The organism is Kribbella sp. NBC_00382 (assembly GCF_036067295.1).
In the GTDB taxonomy this organism is placed as follows: Bacteria; Actinomycetota; Actinomycetes; order Propionibacteriales; family Kribbellaceae; genus Kribbella.
Genome location: NZ_CP107954.1, coordinates 3455406 through 3474877, shown reverse-complemented (window position 1 = coordinate 3474877; position 19472 = coordinate 3455406). Strand labels below are relative to the sequence as shown.

Here is a 19472-nt window from a genome sequence, read left to right as displayed (position 1 = left end):
GGCAAGGTCGTCTCCGACCTGGCGATCAAGGCTTTGAAGGGAATTTCAGTGACCACCCCTCCGAACGGTCCCGAAGACCGTCCCCAGGACCCCCAGGACCAGCCACCCGGCCAGCCCGGCTACGGCCAGCCGGGAGCTGAGCAACCGGGATCTGGGCAACCGGCAGCTGGGCAACCGGGCTACGGCCAGCCTGACTACGGCCAGCCGCCGCAGTATGGGCAACCGCAGTACGGCCAGCCTGAGCAGCCGCAGTACGGCCAGCCCGGTCAGCCGCAGTACGGGCAACCCCAGTACGGCCAGCCTGGCTACGGCCAGCCTGGGTATGGGCAGCAGCAGCCGGCGTACGGCGGCCAGGACCCGTTCCAGCAGGGCTTCGGCTACGGCGCCCCCGGGTCCGAGCTCGCCGACTGGGGATCCCGGGTCGGCGCCGCGCTCTTGGACGGCTTGGTGTCGGGCATCCCCGCCGGCATCGCGTACGCGATCTTCATCGCCAACGTCATCGCCAATTCCGATGGCGACAGCTACACCACCTCCAGCAACGAGGGCCCCAGCGCGTTCGCCGTCATCCTGCTGATCCTCGGCATCCTGGCCAGCATCGGCCTATGGGTGTGGAACCGGGTGATCCGGCAGGGCAAGACCGGGCAGAGCGTCGGCAAGAGCGTGCTGAAGATCAAGCTGGTGGACGCCACCTACTTCCAGCCGATCGGCGCCGGCAAGTCGCTGCTGCGCGACATCCTGCGCGGCATCTTCGACCAGGCCTGCCTACTCAACTCGCTGTGGCCGCTGTGGGACGACAAGAAGCAGACCTGGCACGACAAGGTGATGAGCACCTACGTCGTCAAGGTCTAGTGACCCGAGTCCGACGTTGTTTGACAGTGAGCGGTGTTCAGGTGCGTGCATCGCGGTGGCGGAGAAGCGGCCTCGATGTTTTTCCATCGTGGCCGTTTCTCCGCTGCCGCGAGGTGCGTGCCTGGGCGCCGCTCACGTCAAAGAACGTCGGACTCGGGGCACTTAACGAGATACCAGCAGCCCGGCGCAGGTGACGGCCCACAGCACACTGGTGAAGGTGCCGATGATGAATCGCTCCGCCACCGCCGTGGGCGTCACCGAGGCCGGCTGGTCCGGACTACGCAGCTCTGGGTATCGCGCCAGGCCCTTGATGGCCAGCACGATCGCTATCCCCTCGGGCCAGCCCGCCACGATCGAGCCGTAGATGGCGCCACGTTCCAGGGCGCCGATCAGCGCGCCACCGCGGAGCACCTCACCGGCCTGCTGGGTTGACTGCGACCTGGTGTTGCCGCGGTCGACCAGCGCCAGCACTGACGTGGTCAGCGGGCCACCACCGGCTACTGCAAGGCCGCCGGAGACCAGGAGGAGGATGTTCCACCAGGCCTCCCGCCAACCCTGTACGCCGTGCCCCGCCAGCAGCAGGATGCCGGTGCCCATCAAGCAGGCCAGCATCACGCCACTGAGCACTATCTCCAGCGTGGCACCCGATTTGGGCACCCACGCCAGTACGGCGAGCACCAGAGCCACCCCAGTCAGCACCAGTACCGCTGCCGTCATGCAACCTCCCCAGCCTCGAGCAACTCTGCCGCAAGCACGCGTCCGCGCTGTTCCTCGGCGAAACCGGCCGCCTGCGCCCGCTGGGTGACAGCGGACTGGCTGATCCCCAGCTTCACGCCGATCTCTCGCCTGGTGAGCCCCTCGGCGAGCAGGTCAGCCACAGCCCACCCGCGCTCGCTACGGCGACGCAGCACCGAGGCCATCAGCCACATGACGCTCTCCACCTGCTCCGCCGCGTGCTCGTTCGCACCGACGACGTTCACGTGATGCGGGCTCGCCTTGGCCCGGTTGACCGCCTCCCGCGCGAAGACGAATGCCTCCCCGCTGCCTGCCCTGGTACTCCGGGGCAGAGGCTGGTCAACCGCCCCGACGCCGAGACCGATGTGCCAGGTGTCCGCGCGGAGCAGCTGCACGACGACGTCGACCGTGGCGCGAGCCTCCGAGAGAATGCCCTGCACCTCGTCGCCGGCCGTGCGCTCGAACTTGCGCAGCAGGCCGATCCGGCGCGGCCGCCGGTTCAGCGTATTCAGCAGCTCGGGTACGAGATCGCCGATGCTCCGGCTGCCTCGCTGATCTACCGTGAGAACGAAGACCACCGCCTTGTACCTCCTTCCCGACGCAGGTTAAGGCTACAGTCTTATTCACTCAGAGTGAAGGCAAAAACCTGAACCGGTTCGCCCGATCACCCACCGTGATCACCCCGGTGGCCACCGATCTCCCAATTCTCCGCTGAAATCGGGCCTTTCCGCGCCCCGACTCACCGTCACCCTCACACGGAGTCAGGAGGTTTTCGGGTACTTCGGAGCGCGGACCGGCGAGTCTAGATTTGTCCCGGATGCAAGCTCAGTCGGCCAGCGGCAGGTAGAGCTTGGAGTCCTTGGCCTTGAAGGTCTCCGACATCTCCGCGAAGCCCGCCTCGATCGCCTCGGCGGAGTCCAGCCCGTGCTCCTCGGCGTACTTGCGGATGTCGGCGGTGATCCGCATCGAGCAGAACTTCGGCCCGCACATCGAGCAGAAGTGCGCCGTCTTGGCGGGCTCGGCCGGCAGCGTCTGGTCGTGGTACGAGCGCGCCGTGTCGGGATCCAGCGACAGGTTGAACTGGTCCTCCCAGCGGAACTCGAACCGGGCCGTCGACAACGCGTCGTCCCAGTCCTGCGCGCCCGGGTGCCCCTTGGCCAGATCGGCCGCGTGCGCAGCGATCTTGTACGTGATCACGCCGGTCTTCACGTCGTCGCGGTCGGGCAGGCCGAGGTGCTCCTTCGGCGTGACGTAGCAGAGCATCGCCGTGCCCAGCCAGCCGATCTGGGCCGCGCCGATCGCGCTGGTGATGTGGTCGTAGGCCGGCGCGATATCGGTTGCCAACGGCCCCAAAGTGTAGAACGGCGCCTCGCCGCAGAGCTCCTCCTCGAGCCGGACGTTCTCCGCGATCTTGTCCATCGGCACATGCCCGGGGCCCTCGATCATCACCTGGACGTCGTGCGCCCAGGCGATCTTGGTCAACTCCCCCAGCGTCCTGAGCTCGGCGAACTGGGCCGCGTCGTTGGCGTCCGCGATGCACCCCGGCCGCAGTCCGTCGCCGAGCGAGAACGTCACGTCGTACTCGCGCAAGATCTCGCACAGCTCGGCGAAATGCGTGTACAGGAAGGACTCCTGGTGGTGCGCCAGGCACCAGGCCGCCATGATCGAGCCGCCCCGCGAGACGATCCCGGTGATCCGCTGGGCGGTCAACGGCACGTACCGGAGCAGTACGCCGGCGTGCACCGTCATGTAGTCGACGCCCTGCTCGCACTGCTCGATCACCGTGTCGCGGTAGACCTCCCACGACAGCTCGGTCGGATCGCCCTTCACCTTCTCCAGCGCCTGGTAGAGCGGCACCGTGCCGATCGGGACCGGCGAGTTGCGCAGGATCCACTCCCGCGTCGCATGGATGTTCTTGCCGGTGGACAGATCCATCACCGTGTCCGCGCCCCAGCGGATGCCCCAGACGAGCTTCTCCACCTCCTCCTCGACCGAGCTGGAGACGACGGAGTTGCCGATGTTCGCGTTCACCTTCACCAGGAACTTCTTCCCGATGATCATCGGCTCGGACTCCGGATGCTTGTGGTTCGCCGGAATCACGGCCCGCCCCCGGGCCACCTCGTCGCGCACGAACGAAGGCTCGACGCCTTCCCGTACTGCGATGTAGCGCATCTCCTCGGTGATGGTGCCGGCCCGCGCGTGCGCCAGCTGGGTCAACGGCTGACGGCCGGCGATCCACTCCCGGCGTACCGGCGGAAGGCCCGCCTGGACGTCGATCTCGGCCTGCGCGTCGGTGTACGGACCCGAGGTGTCGTACAGGTCGAAGTGCTCCCCGTTGGTGAGGTGCACCCGTCGCTGCGGAACCCTCAGCTCACCGGTGTAGATCTTCTCCGATCCGGAGATCGGCCCGGTAGTGACCTGAGGGCGGACAGAGTTGTCGATAGTTGTCACGATGCTGCTCCCTACGCCGGAATTACCCGGACAGGTTCGGCGGTCGGCGGCGCCGGGTTCCGAGACCCAGCCGCCCTCTCAGCCCGCTACAGCGCGAGCTCCCGCGGTATCAACTTGTCGTCGGCAACTCTAACCACAGCTTGCGTACTGCGTACTGGATCCGCGCGCCGTTGACCGACCCGATAGCGTCGGACCATGCGCGACATCCTCTACCCGCCGGTGATCGGCTTCGCCAAGACCGCGTTCAAGGTGCTCGACCTGGGCTTCACGATGGTCGGGACGGAGCACATCCCGACCACGGGTGGTGCCGTGCTGGCGCTGAACCACATCAGCTACGTGGACTTCGTGATCGGCGGGTTCGGCGCACAGCCGAGCAAGCGGCTGGTCCGGTTCATGGCCAAGGAGGTGCTGTTCCGCAACCGGTACTCCGGACCGCTGATGCGCGGCATGCACCACATCCCGGTGGATCGTGGCGCCGGCGCCGGGTCGTACCGGGAAGCCATCCACTACCTCGGCGAGGGCGAGATCGTCGGCGTCTTCCCCGAGGCGACCATCAGCCGGTCGTTCGAGCTGAAGGAGTTCAAGTCGGGCGCGGTCCGGATGGCTGCCGAGGCCGGGGTGCCGGTGATCCCGATGATCCTGTGGGGCACCCAGCGGATGATGACCAAGGACCACCCCCGTGACTTCTCCCGGCACCAGCAGGTCGCCATCACCGTCGGCGAGCCGATGCCCGTGAGCAAGGACGAGGACGCCACCGAGGCCACCGCCCGGCTGCGGACGACGATGGCCGGGATGCTCGACCGCACGATCAAGGCGTCCCCGGACAAGCCCGCCGGTGCGTGGTGGCTGCCGGCGTCGTACGGCGGAGGCGCGCCGACCCCCGAGGAGGCCGACCGGCTCGACGCCGAGGAGCTCCGCGAGCGGGCCGCCCGCCGCCGCAAGTAGGTCAAACATTCCGGCTATCACCCCCGTCGCTATCCGGACGAGGGGTTGACCCCGGCGCGAGCCAGGGGTACCAAGAACCTTTGTATGTCGAAGCAGGACCTGGGGGGTCCCTCTCGACGGCAGGCTGTCGCGTTCCCGCCCCGGACGCCCGGCCTGCGGTCATCGGGCTGGGCGGGGGAATGACTACTTTGTACGGATCAGACGAAGAGCTGCACCTCTTCGAACCGGGGAAGCTGAGCATCCCGGGCAACGTGGCCGAGGAGATCCCGGATGTCGGGGTCTACTTCTTGTACTGGGCGACGCAGCACCTGCGCCCGGAGCAGGCCCGGGAGATCGAGTCGGCGGTGAACGGCCGGCGCTGCCAGAACGGCTGGTTCCCGCTGGAGAGCCTGGACAGCCTCGGCCGCCGCGGATCGTGGCGCGGCCCGCTGACCTATCTGGCGCAGATGACCGCCAAGGACTCGGCGATCGTGAAGGCCTGGGCGACGATCAACATGGCGCCCGACGACCGGAAGGCGCGGATCGAGGCGACGGCCGACCGGCTGCTCTACCAGCAGGGCCATGCCGCGGCGGCCACCTGGGTGATGGCGGTCCGCCCGCAGGCGTTCCTGAGCCTCGACCTGCTCGGCGACTCCCTCTACAACAACTGGGAGAGCGCGGTCGCCTCGCTACGCCCCAAGGACGTAGCGAGGTCGGTCCGCCGCTGGAACCGCTGAGCTGACTCAGTGGAACTGCGGGATGATCAGGTACAGGCCGTAGACGACGGCGGCGAGGCAGGCGAGGAAGCAGAGGCCGGCCACCGCGGTGTCGGCCGGCGGCGCGCTCCTCTTCTCCTCGACCGCGACCGCGCGCCGGGACAAGGCGTTGACTCCGACGGCGAACAGCACCGCGATACCGACCCCGAAGACGAGGCTCACGATCGCGACCTGGCCGAGTGCGCTCCAGTCGATGTGCATCAGATCCTCCTCAGGCAGCCGGTACTGCGGACGCCGGGGCCGTCGTGCTGCCCGGGTACTCGTTGACGTTGCCGGCCGTGACCGGCTTGCGGCGTGATGCCAGGTAGATGAAGCCACCCGCGGCGGCCGCGGCGACGGCGATGATCGTGACGCCGAGGTTGCCGGAGTTGGCGACCCGGCCGGCCAGGGCGCCGACGATCGCGGCGGCCGGCAGGGTGAACAGCCAGGCCAGCGCCATCCGGCCGGCGACCGTCCAGCGGACCTCCGCCAGGCGCTTGCCGAGGCCGGCGCCGAGGATGCTGCCGGAGCAGACCTGGGTCGTCGACAGCGGGAAGCCGAGGTGCGACGACGCCAGCAGTACGGCGGTGGAGCTGGTCTCCGCCGCGAAGCCCTGCGGCGACTCGATCTCGGTCAGCCCCTTGCCCATCGTCCGGATGATCCGCCAGCCGCCCAGGTAGGTGCCGGCCGCGATCGCCAGGCCGGCCGCGAAGATCACCCAGAGCGGCGGCTTGGAGCCGGACGCCAGGCTGCCCGAGGTGATCAGCACCAGCGTGATGATGCCCATCGTCTTCTGCGCGTCACCGGTACCGTGCGCCAGCGAGACGAGGGAGGCCGAGGCGATCTGGCCGACCCGGAACCCGTCGTCGACGTTCTTCTTCCGGGCCCGCCGAGTGATCGTGTAGACCAGGTAGGTGCCGAGCAGGGCGACCACACCGGCCACGATCGGGGCGGCGACGGCCGGGATGATGATCTTCTGCACGACGGTGCCGAAGTGGACCGCACCGCTGCCGGCCGCGATCCAGGTGGCGCCGATCAGGCCGCCGAACAGCGCGTGTGACGAGGAGCTCGGCAACCCGACGTACCAGGTGAGCAGGTTCCACAGGATGGCGCCGACCAGGCCGCCGAAGATGATCGGCACGGTCACCTTGGCGTCGTCGACGAGCCCGCTGGAGATCGTTTTGGCGACCTCGGTGGAGACGAACGCGCCGACCAGGTTCAGCACGGCGGACAGTCCGACGGCGACCTTGGGTTTCAGCGCTCCGGTGGCGATCGACGTCGCCATCGCGTTGGCGGTGTCGTGGAAACCGTTGGTGAAGTCGAACACCAAGGCGGTGATGATCACCACGATGACGAGAAACGAAAGATCCATCACGATCACATCCCAGAGGGCGGCGTCAGGAGCGCTCTCACGCTAAGCGCGCCGGGTGAAATCGCGGTGAACTGCTCGAAGAATGAACTACTACTCGAGGATCATGTGCGCCAGGTAGTAGACCCCCGCCGCGACGACGCCTGCCGCCGGGATGGTCAGCACCCAGGCCGCCACGATGCCCTTGGCGACACCCCAGCGCACGGCGGACAGCCGCTTGGTGGCGCCGGCGCCCATCACCGCCGAGGTGATCGTGTGGGTGGTCGAGACCGGTGCGTGCAGGCCGATCGCCATCACGTAGAGCACGGTCGCCGCGACCGCCTCGGAGGCGAAGCCGCGGGCCGGGTCGAGGTGGATGATCCGGCGGCCCAGGGTCCGCATGATCCGCCAGCCGCCGGAGTACGTACCCAGCGAGATCGCGGTCGCGGCCGAGATCTTGACCCAGATCGGGATCCCGTCGCCCTTCTCCACATGCCCGGTGCTGAGCAGCGCCAGGAACATCACGCCCATCGTCTTCTGGGCGTCCTGCAGCCCGTGCCCGAGGGCCATCGCGGCCGCGGACACCGACTGCGCGGCCCGGAAGCCACGGGTCGTCTTGCCCGGATTGCTGCGCCGGAAGATCCACAGGATGGCGATCATCAGCAAGAAGGCGCCGAAGAAACCCACCGCGGGTGACAGCACCATCGGAATGACGACCTTGTCGACGATGCCGGACCAGAGCACCACGCTGGTGGAGGCCAGTCCGGCCCCGACCAGGCCGCCGATCAGCGCGTGCGACGAGGAGCTCGGCAGCCCGAAGTACCAGGTGATCAGGTTCCAGGTGATCGCGCCGACGAGCGCGGCGATCACGACCACCAGGCCGTGCTTGCCGGATGGCAAGGTGATGATGCCCTTGCCGATCGTCTCGGCCACCTCGGTCCCGAGGAAGGCGCCGGCGAAGTTGCACACCGCGGCCATCAGCAACGCGACCCGGGGTGTCAGCGCCCGGGTGGAGACCGAGGTGGCGATCGCGTTCGCGGCGTCGTGGAAACCGTTGGTGTAGTCGAAGGCGAGCGCGATGACGATGACCGCGATGACGAGCGCGAGCTCCACGCTCAGCTCTCCTTGACGGCGATCTGTTCGACCGTGTTCGCGACGTGCTCGAAGGCGTCGATGGCGGCCTCCAGCAGGTCGACCACGGTCTTGAGCTTCATCACCATCAGCGCGTCGAACTCACCGCTGAACAGCTTGGCGATGATCCGGCGGTGCACCGCGTCACCGGTGTTCTCCAGCCGGTTGATCTCGATCCAGTACTCCGCCAGGTCCTTCATCGTGCGCAGTCGCGGCATCGACTCGGCGGTCAGCGCGGCCATCCGCTGCAGCACCTCGATCTGCTCGGCCACCTCGGCCGGCAGCTTCTCGAGGTTGAACAGGTGGACGCTGTCGACGGCCTCCTCCATGTAGTCCATGACGTCGTCGAGGTCGGAGGCCAGCCGGTAGATGTCCTCGCGGTCGAACGGGGTCACGAAGGTCGAGTTGACCCGGCGGATGATCGAGTGGGTGGTCTCGTCCGCGGCGTGCTCGGCGTCCTTCATCTGGGCGGCGATCGTATGGCTGGCCGACAGCCCGGTCCCGGCGGTGACGCCGAGCAGCTCGGCGAGGATGCGGGACCCGTCGACCAGGTGGTTGGCTGATTCGGTGAAAAGGTCGTAGAACGTCGGGTCGTTCGGACGCAGACGTAACGGCACTTCAAGCTCCGGGTGAACGAGGGACAAACCTTGGCCATGCTAGGGGCAACGGACCGCTGACGGAGCATCCGCCTGCTCAAGGTACCGCGAGATGATGAACACATAGACTCAATCCGACCGGAAAGTGACCGGAAGACTTCAGTGCGTCATCACCGCGTAGAGGTCGAACACTCCGACGACGAGCACCAGACCGGCCGCCAGCCGCAGGACCCGCTCCGATCCCAGCGCCGAAGGCTTGACGCCCCGGCGGTAGACCGCGGTGACGACAGCCCAGCAGGACAAGGCCAGGACGGTCACCACGATGCCGAGGCCGAGCCGGACGTCGGACGTACCGTGGCCGGAGGCAAGTAACAAGATGCCGTTGGCGACCAGGCCGAGCACCGTGCGGCGCCAGGCGAGCAGAGTGCGCTCCGGTTGGAGACCTGGATCACGCGACGCTGTGGTCATCGCTGTGTGTTCATCGCCACAGGCTGAACAGCAGACCGATCAGACCGACGGTTGCGATGGTTGCCCCGAGCATCAACGGCAGCCGGGTCACCGGGAGCGGTCCGCCGGTGCGCATGGCGGTCAGATTGGTCTGCCAGCGCCGGAAGGCCAGCGCGGTGGTGGTGATCCCCGCGGCGACCAGTACGACGCCGATGATCCGCGCGGGCCAGCGGTCGGGTCCGAGGTCCAGGAACTGCACCGCCGACAGGCCGCCCGCGTAGCAGGCCAGCGCGGTCCGCAGGTACGCCAGATAGGTCCGCTCGTTGGCGAGGGTGAACCGGTAGTCGGGCTCCTGGGTCGGCTCGGTCATCAGCAGCTCAGCAGGCCACGGCTCTGCTTGAGGGCGAGCACCCGGTGGACGCTGCTCTGGAGTGCGGCCGCGAACGTCTTGTCCTGCTGGGCCTTCACGACCAGCGCGTTGACCATGGTGGAGGTGAGCGAGGCCTTGGCGGTGATCACGATGTCGCCGCCGGCTGCGACGAAGCGGGTCGCGCGCTGGCCGGCAGGGACCGACGCGACCTCCGCGGCCGCCCCTACGTCATCGGTGATCACGACTCCGGTGTACCCGAGATCGCCGCGCAGCATGCCGCCGATGACGGTGGGCGAGAAGACAGCGCGGTTCTCCGGGTCGATCTTGGTGTAGGTGACGGTGGAGACCATCACCAGGTCCGAGCCGGCCTGGATGCCCGCGGCGAATGACGACAGGTAGTCGTCGTTGCGGGTGGTGACGGTGTCGACCACGCCGGAGGAGAAGTCGGTGTTGCCCTTGACCCGGCCGAGGCCCGGGAAGTGCTTGACCGAGGTCATCACCCCGGCCTGCTCCATCCCCTTCACGAAGGCGGCGACGTGCGGGCCGACCTTGCCGGGTGTGTTGCCGTAGCCCCGGTCCAGCGCCCCGATGGGAGCGTTGCTGTCCCCAAGAGATGCCGGTACTACGTCTGCGACCGGCGCGAGGTCCATGTTGACCCCGGCTTGCTTGAGCTGGCCGCCCCACGTCTTGGCGCGAGCGGTGAGCTTGTCGTCGGACCAGGTGGCCTGCACTGTCGCTGCGGGGATGCGGTCGAAGCCAGAGCCCTTGAGGCGCTGGATCTTGCCGCCTTCCTGGTCTGCGGCGATGAACGGCCGGATGCCCTTCACTGTGGCCGTCGTGGTGACAGCGGCCATCGCAGTACGGGTGTGGGAGGCACTGGCGCCGGGACCCATCAGCAGGAGGCCGCCTGGCTTCTGGGCCTTGGCGATGGACCGCTCGGCCGCCGTCATGCCCTTGGTGCTGATGCCCGTCATGATCAGCTGGGCCGCCTGCTCGCGGATCGTCAGCTGCTGCAGCTTCTGGTCGACGCAGCCGTCGGCGGGCGGAGTACTGGGAGTCGTGCTCGGAGTGCTCGGCGTCTGGCTGGGCGTCTGCGTCGGGGTCTCGGTCGGCAGCGGGGTCTGCCGGGTGACCGAGGAGGAAGGCGCAGTACTAGGCCCCGCCGTGGGGGTGCCCGAGTCGCTGCAGCCCGCGAGCAGAGTCGCCGCGGCCGCTACTGCCAGTACCCGGCGTCCGGTGGTCTTCATCACGGCCATTCTGGCCCATGGGGTTACTCGGCCGGCGTACCGGAGGCCTTTGGTTCCCAGATGGCGCTGTCGTAGGTACCACCGGAGTGCCGGGTCAGGGCCGCGCAGATGTCGCGCAGCTGGTCGACCTGCTCGCCGGTGAGCGCATCGAAGACCGCCTGCCGGACAGTCTCGACGTGGCCCGGTGCAGTGTCCTTGAGCTTCTGCCGGCCTTCCTCGGTGATGATCGCGACCTGACCGCGGCGGTCGGACTCGATCCCCTCGCGCCGGACCCAGCCGACCTTCTCGAGCCGGTTCACCGCGTGCGACAGGCGGCTGCGCGAGCCGAGGGTGGAGACGGCGAGCTCACTCATCCGCAGCCGGCCGTCGTCCGCGTCGGCGAGCCGGACCAGGATCTCGAAGTACGTGTGCGGCATGCCCGCGTCGCGCTGCAGTTGCTGCTCGATCCGGCCGTTCACCACGCGCTGGGCCGCGATGAACGCTCGCCAGGCCCGCTGCTCTTGGTCATCCAGCCACCGTGGTTCCGCCATTGTCGCAGCGTAACGAGATCCGGGCCTTCCTGCCGCCTGGGCGAGCCGTGATCAGCAGAACTGCGAACGCGCAGAGCAGCATTCCCCCGACGGCGAGGGCGCCGATAGTCTCGCCGAACAGCAGGAAGGCGAAGAGCATCGTCGTCGGCGGTACCAGGTAGAGGAGGCCGCTGATCCTGGTGGCGCCGGAGAGGCGGAGGTTGACGAGGTACAGGCCCCAGCCGCCACCGGTGGCCAACACGACGAGCCACAGCACTGCGCCGTAGAACTGCACGTCGTGCGGGACTGTCAGCTGGCCGGTACTCGCGGTCACTACGACGAAGAAGATGCAAGAGACCAGGCTCTGCAGGCAGAGGGCGTCCAGCAGGTTGGTGGTTGGTTTGCGGTGGCGCTCCCAGACGGTGCCGGTCACTAGTCCGAGTAGGCCGCCGATGGGGAGCAGGAACGTCAGGGCTGGGGTTGCGCCTAGGTCGTCGGCGACGACGAAGGCGACTCCTGCCAGGCCGAGGAGGAGGCCGATCCATTGCCTCGGGCTGACTCGCTCACCGAGTAGTGGTCCGGCGACTGTGGCGATCAGGATCGGCTGTAGCGAGCCGATGAGCGCAGTGACGCCTGCGGAGATGCCGTGGTCGATACCGGTGAAGATCAGGCCCAGATAGACGCATTGGGTGAGGAAGGCCATCACCGCGTGGGTGATGAGGTCGCTGCGGGTCAGGTGCGGGCGGCGCTTGAGCAGTACGGCGGCAGCCAGCGCGCCGGCGACCAGGTACCGCCAGGCGAGCAGGTCGAAGGCGGAGGCGTACTCCGTGCCCCAGCGCGCGCCGATGAAGCCGCAACTCCAGAACACGACGAAGCCTGCACCGGCCAGGACTGGGAGTGCGCGTGGAGTGATCATGGAGACAAGTAACCACACCGGTCGGTATACTGTCAGTATGGTCGGATTGCTGACGGACCGCGGTGAGCTCGAGGCGGAGCGGCTGACGCCTGCGGGTGAGCGGATCCTTCGGGCCGCGTCGACGCTCTTCTACGAGCGCGGGATCCGTACGGTCGGCGTCGACGCCATCGCGGACGCGGCCGAGGTGACCAAGAAGACGCTGTACGACCGGTTCGGGTCGAAGGATCGGTTGATCGCGGCGTACCTGGAGCAGCGGAACCGGGCCTGGCATGCGTTCCTCGATGATCAACTCGCGGCGCTGAAGCCGGAGACGCCGGCCGACGTGATCCTCACGCTGTTCGCGGCGCTCACGGGCTGGATGGCCGAATCACGCCGCGGTTGCGGCTTCATCAACGCGAGCGTCGAGCTGGCCGCGCCCGACCATCCCGCGATGCCGGTGATCGTGGCTCAGAAGCAGTGGATGCGGTCCGAGTTCATGGCGCAGGCTGCCTTGGGCGGCTTCTCGGACGTGGAGGAGCTGGCTGATCGGCTGCTGTTGCTGCACGAGGGCGCGCTGGTGTGTTTCCGGGTGGCTGCGATGGAGAACGCGCCTGAGGTCGCGCATCGAGCCGCGGCCGATCTGCTGGCCGGTTGGCCGCGGGACTAGTTGCGTTTGGCGACGGTCAGGCCGACCAGCCTGGAGACGACCATGGCGACGTAGCCGAGGCCGGCGAGTTGCTCGATCATCACGACCGAGCGTCCCCACGAGCTGATCGGCACGATGTCGCTGAGGCCGGTACTGGACAGCGTGGTGAAGCTGAGGAACAGCAACTCCATCCAGGTACGGTCCTGACTCGCGTTGACCGCTGCGGTGAAGGTGCCGGGGACCAGCGCCTGGACGAAGACGTACAGGTAGGCGAAACCCCAAGCCACCAAAGTGAAAGTCGCGCCCGTGGCCCAGAGCTCGTCAGCGCTGACGTCGTGGTCGGACAGCATGTAGCGGAGCAGGCTGTAGGCGGCATAGAAGTAAAAGGCGGCGTGGAGCGGGTTGGAGATCAGCACGATCGTGTCGGTCGGGCGGAAGGCGTCCAGCAGCGACAGGACGACGGCGGGGAGGCCGAGGCAGACGCTGACCCAGGTGAGGCCGGGGGTAGACCGGACCGAGAAGACGGCGAGCGTCAGGAAGAGAATGCCGAGGATCTCGAACGCGACCCGGCCGCCGCGCGAGCCCTCCATCGCGGGGTAGAGCAGGACGCCGAGCAGCTGGACGACCAGCAGGATCGCGGACGGGTGCCGCTGCGCGCTGCGTACCAGCTTCATTCGGACGCTGCTGTTTCTTCGGTGGCTTCGCGGGAGGCGATGATCGCCTGCCTGCGGGCCAGCCGGTGGCTGCGGCGGATCTCCGCCTCACGCATCCGGCGGTGGTCGTCGTCGGTCTCGGGCACCACCTGCGGTACCGGGCGCGGCTTGCCGTTCTCGTCGACCGCCACGAAGACCAGGTACGCCGTCGCGACATGCACCTGCGGGCTGACGGAGTCCCAGCGGTCGGCCGTGACGCGGACCCCGATCTCCATCGAGCTGCGCCCGGTCCAGTTCACCTGGGCGGTGAGGTGGACCACGTCGCCGACCCGGACCGGGACCACGAAGACCATCTCGTCCATCGACGCGGTCACCGCGGGACCGCCCGAGTGCCTGGCCGCGACGACTCCGGCGACCGAATCGACCAGCGTCATCACCACGCCACCGTGCACGGTGCCGAGCAGGTTGGTCTCGTTCTGGGCGGTGATGTGCGACAGCGAGATGCGGGTGGCAGAGGCGGAGCGGCTCGTCACCTCCTCGCGCGCGACACCCTCGGCCGGCGTGCGGTCTGCGCTGGGGGTGCCGGTGCCGGACATGGGGTCGCTCCTCGGGATTCGGTCGATCGATGGCTGACGCAGGATAACGCCCGGTTGTCCACAGGCTCCGAAACTGCCGTCCGCCGGTGGGGCCTTCGCTCGTACTTTCTCTGTCGAAGGAGGTGGACAGCATGATCACTCACGACGACTCCACCGAACGGGCCTCAGGCAACCACTTCGATCCGGTACTGCTCCCGTTGTCCCGGGCGGAGGCCGCTCACCTGGTGCGCCTCAGCCTCGAAGCCGCCACGACCCTCGGACTCACCGGCCGGTACGACGGACGCGGCGCACTCAGTTTGCAGCGGACGCCCACGGCCGCCGGACCGCCGGGGAAGGCTCCCCCGCTCCAGCGGTTCGAGGCCGGGCTGACCAACCTGGCCCGGCTGGTCGCGGACGAGCGACCGGACCATTGGCCCCGCCTGGTGGGCGAACACTTCGAACGCTTGGTCGATGTCCTGCGCAACGGCTTCGCGCCACGGCCTGCCGATCCGCAGACCGAGCTCATCCAGCGCCTGGCCACGAAGGACTCACTCGATCCACGGGTGGTCGGCGCGGCACCGGAGTTCGTGCCCGGCCTGCTGTCGGTGCCCGCGACGAGCTCCGACGGCGCGATCACGATGTACTTCGACCCGGAGAGCGATCTCGGCCTGACCTGGCCGGAGGCGGAGTCATACGGTCTGCGAAACCTGCGTGCGATGACGGACAGCGTCAGCTATGCGGCGTACGACGGCACCCACGTCGCGATGATCAGCGGCAGCATCTTCGCTGCCTCGCGGGCACTCGTGCTCGACACCGTCCTGCGTGAGTCGCTCCACGTGGAGAACCCGCGGTACGGCGTACTGGTGGCGATGCCGGTCCGCGATCTGCTGCTCGTGCACGTGATCACATCTCTGTCCGCGATCCCGGCCCTCGGGATGATGCTCAACCTGGCTGGACGGTCGCACGCCACCGATCCCGGGCCGCTGAGTCCCTGGGTGTATCTGGTGACCTCGGACGGTTGGCAGTTGGCCACCCGAGCAGCCGACGAGCCAGGTCCCGGGCTCTCCCCACGCTTCCTCGCGCTCCTGCACGAGCTCACCCCGGCCTCGTGACGAGATATGCGTACGTTCGACCTGGCAGCCCCCACTCATCGCCCCGGCCCTGACCACCGCCCTCACGTCGGTTTGAACGATGACTGAGCGGCGCCCGGCAGAAGGGGCACCGCTCAGTCGGTCGGCGGATCAGTTGCCTAGGGCAACTGATGGAAGCTCAGGCCGGGGGCATCAGGACGGTGTCGATCAGGTAGACCGTGGCGTTGGCGGTCTTCACGCCGCCGCAGATGACCTTGGCGTTGTTGACCATCAGGTTGTTGCCCGAGCCGGTGACGGTCAGGGCGCCCTTCTCGACGGTGGTCTGCTTGCCGACGACCGCGGCGGGGTCGAGCTGACCGGCGACCACGTGGTAGGTCAGGATCTTGGTCAGCAGCGCGGAGTTGGTCTTCAGCGTGTTGATCGTCGCGGCCGGGATCTTCGCGAAGGCGGAGTCGACGGGTGCGAAGACGGTGAACTCGCCGCCGTTGAGGGTGGAGACCAGGTCGACCTTCGGGTTGAGCTTGCCCGATACCGACGCGACGAGCGTCTTGAGCAGCGGGTTGCCGGAGGCGGCGGTCGCGACCGGGGCGGCGGCCATGCCGTCGACCGAGCCGGCGCCGGTCGGGTTCGCCTTGGCGTAGTCGGCGCAGCCCGGGCCGACGAGGCCGGCTGCGTTGTCGACGGACGGCATCGCTGACGGGGTGTCTGACGTCGAGGTCGAGGCCGAGCTGCTGGTCGACGGGGTGCTGCTCGACTTGTCGTCGCTGCTGCCACAGGCAACCGTTGCGAAGAGCAACGAAACGGCGGAGGCGGCGAGGGCGACGCGCTTGATGGTGTGGGACATGACGATCCTTCTCCTTGGGTTTGATTTCCCGGCGTGATCACTGGTGTGCCGCCAGGCGTTCTGCTGTGGGGTCTGCGGGTGATCCGGCCGAATTACTCGACCATCACCACCGTGTTGTGCAGGCCACTCGACCCGTTGGGTCGCGGGGCCGCACGGTCGGCGGTCTGCACCTGTCCGGTGGCGTCGGTCGCCCGGACGGTGAGCGTGTGGTTGCCGGGGGTGGCATCCCAGCGGAAGGTCCATTGCCGCCAGGTGTCGATGGAGTCCTCGGCGGCGAGCGTCGCGGGCAACCAGTCGTTGTCGTCGACCTGGACCTCGACCTTGGTGATACCGCGGTGCTGAGCCCAGGCAACACCGGCCGCGACCGCGGGGCCGGCCTTGATCCGGGCGAATCCGCGCGGTACGTCGATCCGCGACGAGGTCTTGATCGGTGCCTCGACGGACCAGCCGCGATCGGTCCAGTACGCGCTGAAGTCCTCGAACTTGGTCACTTCGAAGTCGACCAGCCATTTGGTCGCGGAGACGAAGCCGTACAGGCCTGGCACCACCATCCGGACCGGGAAGCCGTGCTCGAAGGGCAGCGGTTCGCCGTTCATGCCGACGGCGAGAATCGCGTCGCGGCCGTCGGTCAGAGCCTTCAGCGGGGTGCCGATGGTGAGCCCGTCGACGCTGGTCGAGCGGACCGCGTCGGCGCCGCCTTGGACGCCGGCCTCGCGGAGCAGCTCGGCGATCGGTACGCCGATCCAGCGGGCGTTGCCGACGTACGGGCCGCCGACCTCGTTGGAGACGCAGGTGAGGGTGATGTCGCGCTCGATCAGCCGGCGGTCGAGCAGGTCGGCGAAGCTCAGCCGGAGTTCGCGGTCGACCATGCCGTGGATGCGGAGCTGCCAGTTGCGCGGGTCGACCTTGGGGACGGTGAGCAGGGTGTCGACGCGGTAGAAGTTCGGGTTCGGCGTGAAGAACTTGCTGACGCCGGAGACGTCCGCCGCCACCCCAGCCGGCACCGCACGAGCCCGGCTAGCAGCCATCGGCAGCTTGATCCCCCGCCGAGTCGACTCACTAACCCCACCCGGCACCACCAGCGAGCCTCCGAACCCACCAGCCCCGGCGACCCCCAGAGCCATCACAGTCCCCAGAAACGCCCGCCGATCAAACCCACTCGGCGCCTCGGCCGGCTCCGCGCCCACGGCGCTGCGCGCGGTGTCAGACGAAGCGGCTGCACCAGCCACGGGCGCTGAGTCGCCGACGCGGAGCGTGGGCTTGCCGCCTCCGGCGACGGGGGCGTTGGTGGCGGGGGCGGATTCCGAGCCCTCGTCTGCGGGAGCGTTGGTGGCGAGGGCCGGGTCGGCGCCGTCGGCGGTAGGCGTATTGGTGGCGAGGGGCGGGTTGGAGCCTTCGGCGGCAGGGGCTTCCGGGTGCCGGCTGCCGCCGAAGGGTTTGAGGGTGCGTAGTACGACGACTATGCCGGTTGTTGCTGTTAGCAACGTGATGATGGCGGGGAGGACCTGGGTGAAGTGGTTGGTTGCGAGGGTGCGGCCGGTGGCGGCGGCGAGGATGGCTAGGGCGCCTAGGAGGACTGTCAGGGCGATGGCGATCCTCGGGCGGGTGGCGCCGATGGCGCTGGCCACCAGGGAGAAGATCGCTACGGCTAGCAGGACTACGCCGATCAGGATTGGCTTGTCGGCGGTGCCCAGGTTTTTGACTGCCCAGTCTTTGGCAGCACCGGGGGCCAGGTCGATCAGCTGGGTGCCGACGCCGACCACGGGGGACGTGCCACCGGCCAGTGCGGCGGTGAGTTCGCCGAGGCCGAGTCCTGCGCCTGCGGCGAGCAAACCTCCCAGCGCTGCGAGTGCGCGACGTTTCCTCATGGTCATGCCGGTACTTCGGGCCGCCCAGCCCCCCGGATGGGTCCAAATTCAAAAAGTTTTGCGCCCGAGCGGAAACCCCGCCCAGATTCCCCTTACCTGTCAGGCTTTTCGCGGACCCGCGTAATCGCCCGGCCAGTCGGAGTACCGGATCCTGCTGATGTCGCGGATCTCGCCGAGCGTCGACCACTCGTTCCGCCCCAGCCGCGCGAGGGGCTGCAGCTTGGTGATCTCGGGGTGGTGCCCGTCCATCACCGACTCGTCGATGCTGATCCGGCGGACCCGGCCGATCACCACGGTCGAGTCACCCAGCTCGACCGTCGTGTGCAGCGTGCACTCGATCGCCACCGGCGACTCGGCCACCCGAGGTACAGCGACCGTTGCACTTGCCTCGACATGCAACCCGACGGCGGCGAACTCGTCGATCTCCGGCGGGAAGTTCGTCGCGGTCGCGTTCACCTGCTCGAACAACGGCTCGGCCGCGAAGTTGACCACGAACTCACGGGTCGCCTCGACGTTGTTGAGGCTGTCCTTGCGCCCGACCGAGGTGAACTGCACCATCGGCGGCTGCACGCAGGAGACGGTGAAGAACGAATGCGGCGCCAGGTTCAGCACACCCGCGGCTGACCGGGACGAGACCCACGCGATCGGCCGCGGCACGACCACCGCGTTCAGCACGGCGTAGAAGTCCCTACTGCTGATGATCTCCGGATCCAGTTCCCGTCGCACACCGATCAGTATCCAGCAGGAGAGAATCACCCCGATGAAGACTCCACTGCGCACGGCCCTGGCCACCCGGTACTCCGTACCGCCGGACGCCATCCGCGAAGTCGCAGGAGGCGTGGCCAACCGCGCCTACACCCTCGGCGACGACCTCTTCGTCCGCATCCCCCGCAGCACCGAGTTCGAGCAGGACCTGCGCAAAGAGTCCACCGTCATCCCCGCAGCCATCGCGGCCGGTGTGCGCACGCCCGCCATCGTCGACTTCGACACCACCCGCACTCTCATCGACGCCCCGTTCATGGTCCTCGAACGAGTCCACGGCACCGACCTGGTCGACGGCGAGCCACCGTCCCCGAGCTTCTGGCAAGAGGTCGGCGCCCAGATCGCGCTCCTTCATCAAGCGGCCCGGCCGGCCGGGGCTCCGGCAGACGACGGGGGCGGCGATCCCCGCCCGACCGTGGACAGCCTGGCCACGCGGGGCTATCTCGACCCGAGCATCGCGACCTGGCTTCTCAGCGTCTTCGATCACCTCGCCACCCTGATCCCAGAGCAAGAGCCTGTACTTCTGCACGGCGATCTGGCGCAGCAGAACCTGATGACGCACGACGACCAACTGCAGGCGATCATCGACTGGGGTGATCAGTGCGCTCCCCAAAGATCCGCAGCCGGGGCAGCGGCACTGGACCGCTCCCCCGAGCAGCCGGCTACTCGGGGTGCTGCGGTTCTACGCCTCGTCACCGCCTGAGCCGTGGCGCAACCTGATCAAGAAGACCCAGTACTGACACTCACAAGCCACGGAAAACAAGGGTTCGCGGACT

General features: G+C 68.1%; 23 protein-coding genes. 6 read left to right on the top strand and 17 right to left on the bottom strand.

Annotated features, from left to right (window positions below; all coding sequences use genetic code 11):
• The first annotated feature begins 48 nt into the window (after positions 1-48).
• The gene (locus tag OHA70_RS16980; protein ID WP_328333608.1) at positions 49-849 is read left to right on the top strand and encodes an RDD family protein; all 801 of its coding nucleotides are present in this window, start codon (positions 49-51) and stop codon (positions 847-849) included.
• A 162-nt stretch (positions 850-1011) separates the two neighbouring features.
• Here OHA70_RS16980 and OHA70_RS16975 read toward each other — a convergent pair whose 3' ends face one another.
• The 3 genes from OHA70_RS16975 to thiC all read right to left on the bottom strand — a co-directional run bounded on the left by OHA70_RS16975 (position 1012) and on the right by thiC (position 4035).
• Positions 1012-1566, bottom strand: a complete 555-nt coding sequence (locus OHA70_RS16975) for a hypothetical protein (protein ID WP_328333606.1) — start codon at positions 1564-1566, stop codon at positions 1012-1014.
• Complete coding sequence (locus OHA70_RS16970) at positions 1563-2162, bottom strand: transposase (protein WP_328333604.1); 600 nt, start codon at positions 2160-2162, stop codon at positions 1563-1565. The genes OHA70_RS16975 and OHA70_RS16970 overlap by 4 nt, the downstream gene beginning before the upstream one ends.
• Before the next feature lie 247 nt (positions 2163-2409).
• Positions 2410-4035: a phosphomethylpyrimidine synthase ThiC gene (thiC, locus tag OHA70_RS16965; RefSeq protein WP_328333602.1), complete on the bottom strand. Its 1626-nt coding sequence runs from the start codon at positions 4033-4035 to the stop codon at positions 2410-2412.
• A 195-nt stretch (positions 4036-4230) separates the two neighbouring features.
• Between thiC and OHA70_RS16960 the strand changes: the two genes are divergently transcribed.
• Entirely contained in the window at positions 4231-4980 is a 750-nt protein-coding gene (locus tag OHA70_RS16960) for a lysophospholipid acyltransferase family protein (protein WP_328333600.1), read from the top strand.
• 179 nt (positions 4981-5159) lie between these two features.
• On the top strand, positions 5160-5696 hold the full coding sequence (locus OHA70_RS16955) for a hypothetical protein (protein ID WP_328333598.1): 537 nt from the start codon (positions 5160-5162) through the stop codon (positions 5694-5696).
• 6 nt (positions 5697-5702) lie between these two features.
• Here OHA70_RS16955 and OHA70_RS16950 read toward each other — a convergent pair whose 3' ends face one another.
• The 9 genes from OHA70_RS16950 to OHA70_RS16910 form a co-directional block, all read right to left on the bottom strand.
• Positions 5703-5936 (bottom strand): hypothetical protein, encoded by a 234-nt coding sequence (locus tag OHA70_RS16950; protein WP_328333596.1) that lies wholly within the window; start codon positions 5934-5936, stop codon positions 5703-5705.
• A gap of 10 nt (positions 5937-5946) precedes the next feature.
• A complete protein-coding gene (locus OHA70_RS16945; protein WP_328333594.1) occupies positions 5947-7086 on the bottom strand; it encodes an inorganic phosphate transporter in 1140 nt (379 codons plus the stop codon).
• Positions 7087-7176: 90 nt separating this feature from the next.
• Positions 7177-8175, bottom strand: coding sequence for an inorganic phosphate transporter (locus tag OHA70_RS16940; protein WP_328333592.1), 999 nt, complete (start codon positions 8173-8175; stop codon positions 7177-7179).
• Positions 8176-8177: 2 nt separating this feature from the next.
• Positions 8178-8810, bottom strand: a complete 633-nt coding sequence (locus OHA70_RS16935) for a DUF47 domain-containing protein (RefSeq protein ID WP_328333590.1) — start codon at positions 8808-8810, stop codon at positions 8178-8180.
• Between the two features lie 138 nt (positions 8811-8948).
• Positions 8949-9257 carry a DUF202 domain-containing protein gene (locus tag OHA70_RS16930; protein WP_328333588.1) on the bottom strand — a complete coding sequence of 103 codons (309 nt, stop codon included), beginning with the start codon at positions 9255-9257 and terminating at the stop codon, positions 8949-8951.
• 10 nt (positions 9258-9267) lie between these two features.
• Complete coding sequence (locus OHA70_RS16925) at positions 9268-9606, bottom strand: YidH family protein (protein WP_328333586.1); 339 nt, start codon at positions 9604-9606, stop codon at positions 9268-9270.
• The gene (locus tag OHA70_RS16920; RefSeq protein WP_328333584.1) at positions 9606-10853 is read right to left on the bottom strand and encodes a glycoside hydrolase family 3 N-terminal domain-containing protein; all 1248 of its coding nucleotides are present in this window, start codon (positions 10851-10853) and stop codon (positions 9606-9608) included. The genes OHA70_RS16925 and OHA70_RS16920 overlap by 1 nt, the downstream gene beginning before the upstream one ends.
• A 23-nt stretch (positions 10854-10876) precedes the next feature.
• On the bottom strand, positions 10877-11383 hold the full coding sequence (locus OHA70_RS16915; RefSeq protein ID WP_328333582.1) for a MarR family winged helix-turn-helix transcriptional regulator: 507 nt from the start codon (positions 11381-11383) through the stop codon (positions 10877-10879).
• Positions 11358-12278, bottom strand: a complete 921-nt coding sequence (locus tag OHA70_RS16910; RefSeq protein WP_328333580.1) for a DMT family transporter — start codon at positions 12276-12278, stop codon at positions 11358-11360. Before OHA70_RS16910 ends, OHA70_RS16915 begins: the two co-directional genes overlap by 26 nt.
• A 37-nt stretch (positions 12279-12315) precedes the next feature.
• On the opposite strand from OHA70_RS16910, the gene OHA70_RS16905 reads away from it, so the two are divergent.
• Positions 12316-12924 carry a TetR/AcrR family transcriptional regulator gene (locus OHA70_RS16905; protein WP_328333578.1) on the top strand — a complete coding sequence of 203 codons (609 nt, stop codon included), beginning with the start codon at positions 12316-12318 and terminating at the stop codon, positions 12922-12924.
• Here the strand turns inward: OHA70_RS16905 and OHA70_RS16900 are convergent.
• Both OHA70_RS16900 and OHA70_RS16895 read right to left on the bottom strand, forming a co-directional pair.
• On the bottom strand, positions 12921-13577 hold the full coding sequence (locus OHA70_RS16900) for a potassium channel family protein (RefSeq protein ID WP_328333575.1): 657 nt from the start codon (positions 13575-13577) through the stop codon (positions 12921-12923). The two genes, OHA70_RS16905 and OHA70_RS16900, sit on opposite strands and share 4 nt — an antisense overlap.
• Entirely contained in the window at positions 13574-14152 is a 579-nt protein-coding gene (locus OHA70_RS16895; RefSeq protein WP_328333573.1) for an acyl-CoA thioesterase, read from the bottom strand. The genes OHA70_RS16900 and OHA70_RS16895 overlap by 4 nt, the downstream gene beginning before the upstream one ends.
• A gap of 131 nt (positions 14153-14283) precedes the next feature.
• On the opposite strand from OHA70_RS16895, the gene OHA70_RS16890 reads away from it, so the two are divergent.
• Entirely contained in the window at positions 14284-15243 is a 960-nt protein-coding gene (locus tag OHA70_RS16890) for a hypothetical protein (protein WP_328333571.1), read from the top strand.
• Between the two features lie 157 nt (positions 15244-15400).
• Here OHA70_RS16890 and OHA70_RS16885 read toward each other — a convergent pair whose 3' ends face one another.
• From OHA70_RS16885 to OHA70_RS16875, 3 genes are all read right to left on the bottom strand, one after another.
• Entirely contained in the window at positions 15401-16066 is a 666-nt protein-coding gene (locus OHA70_RS16885; protein WP_328333569.1) for a fasciclin domain-containing protein, read from the bottom strand.
• Positions 16067-16158: 92 nt separating this feature from the next.
• Positions 16159-17934, bottom strand: a complete 1776-nt coding sequence (locus OHA70_RS16880; protein ID WP_328333567.1) for a molybdopterin-dependent oxidoreductase — start codon at positions 17932-17934, stop codon at positions 16159-16161.
• A gap of 99 nt (positions 17935-18033) precedes the next feature.
• Positions 18034-18660 carry a flavin reductase family protein gene (locus OHA70_RS16875; RefSeq protein ID WP_328333565.1) on the bottom strand — a complete coding sequence of 209 codons (627 nt, stop codon included), beginning with the start codon at positions 18658-18660 and terminating at the stop codon, positions 18034-18036.
• Between the two features lie 34 nt (positions 18661-18694).
• Between OHA70_RS16875 and OHA70_RS16870 the strand changes: the two genes are divergently transcribed.
• The gene (locus OHA70_RS16870) at positions 18695-19399 is read left to right on the top strand and encodes a phosphotransferase family protein (protein WP_328333563.1); all 705 of its coding nucleotides are present in this window, start codon (positions 18695-18697) and stop codon (positions 19397-19399) included.
• The last annotated feature ends 73 nt before the right edge of the window (positions 19400-19472 follow it).

Excerpts from the sequence above, each read along its gene's own strand:
- OHA70_RS16895 (WP_328333573.1), bottom strand. The coding sequence starts at position 14,152 with ATGTCCGGCACCGGCACCCCCAGCGCAGACCGCACGCCGGCCGAGGGT.
- OHA70_RS16900 (WP_328333575.1), bottom strand. The coding sequence starts at position 13,577 with ATGAAGCTGGTACGCAGCGCGCAGCGGCACCCGTCCGCGATCCTGCTG.
- OHA70_RS16960 (WP_328333600.1), top strand. The coding sequence starts at position 4,231 with ATGCGCGACATCCTCTACCCGCCGGTGATCGGCTTCGCCAAGACCGCG.
- OHA70_RS16880 (WP_328333567.1), bottom strand. The coding sequence starts at position 17,934 with ATGAGGAAACGTCGCGCACTCGCAGCGCTGGGAGGTTTGCTCGCCGCA.
- OHA70_RS16905 (WP_328333578.1), top strand. The coding sequence starts at position 12,316 with ATGGTCGGATTGCTGACGGACCGCGGTGAGCTCGAGGCGGAGCGGCTG.
- OHA70_RS16915 (WP_328333582.1), bottom strand. The coding sequence starts at position 11,383 with ATGGCGGAACCACGGTGGCTGGATGACCAAGAGCAGCGGGCCTGGCGA.
- OHA70_RS16975 (WP_328333606.1), bottom strand. The coding sequence starts at position 1,566 with ATGACGGCAGCGGTACTGGTGCTGACTGGGGTGGCTCTGGTGCTCGCC.
- OHA70_RS16925 (WP_328333586.1), bottom strand. The coding sequence starts at position 9,606 with ATGACCGAGCCGACCCAGGAGCCCGACTACCGGTTCACCCTCGCCAAC.
- OHA70_RS16890 (WP_328333571.1), top strand. The coding sequence starts at position 14,284 with ATGATCACTCACGACGACTCCACCGAACGGGCCTCAGGCAACCACTTC.
- OHA70_RS16950 (WP_328333596.1), bottom strand. The coding sequence starts at position 5,936 with ATGCACATCGACTGGAGCGCACTCGGCCAGGTCGCGATCGTGAGCCTC.
- OHA70_RS16920 (WP_328333584.1), bottom strand. The coding sequence starts at position 10,853 with ATGAAGACCACCGGACGCCGGGTACTGGCAGTAGCGGCCGCGGCGACT.
- OHA70_RS16885 (WP_328333569.1), bottom strand. The coding sequence starts at position 16,066 with ATGTCCCACACCATCAAGCGCGTCGCCCTCGCCGCCTCCGCCGTTTCG.
- OHA70_RS16930 (WP_328333588.1), bottom strand. The coding sequence starts at position 9,257 with ATGACCACAGCGTCGCGTGATCCAGGTCTCCAACCGGAGCGCACTCTG.
- OHA70_RS16945 (WP_328333594.1), bottom strand. The coding sequence starts at position 7,086 with ATGGATCTTTCGTTTCTCGTCATCGTGGTGATCATCACCGCCTTGGTG.
- OHA70_RS16910 (WP_328333580.1), bottom strand. The coding sequence starts at position 12,278 with ATGATCACTCCACGCGCACTCCCAGTCCTGGCCGGTGCAGGCTTCGTC.
- OHA70_RS16870 (WP_328333563.1), top strand. The coding sequence starts at position 18,695 with ATGAAGACTCCACTGCGCACGGCCCTGGCCACCCGGTACTCCGTACCG.
- OHA70_RS16955 (WP_328333598.1), top strand. The coding sequence starts at position 5,160 with ATGACTACTTTGTACGGATCAGACGAAGAGCTGCACCTCTTCGAACCG.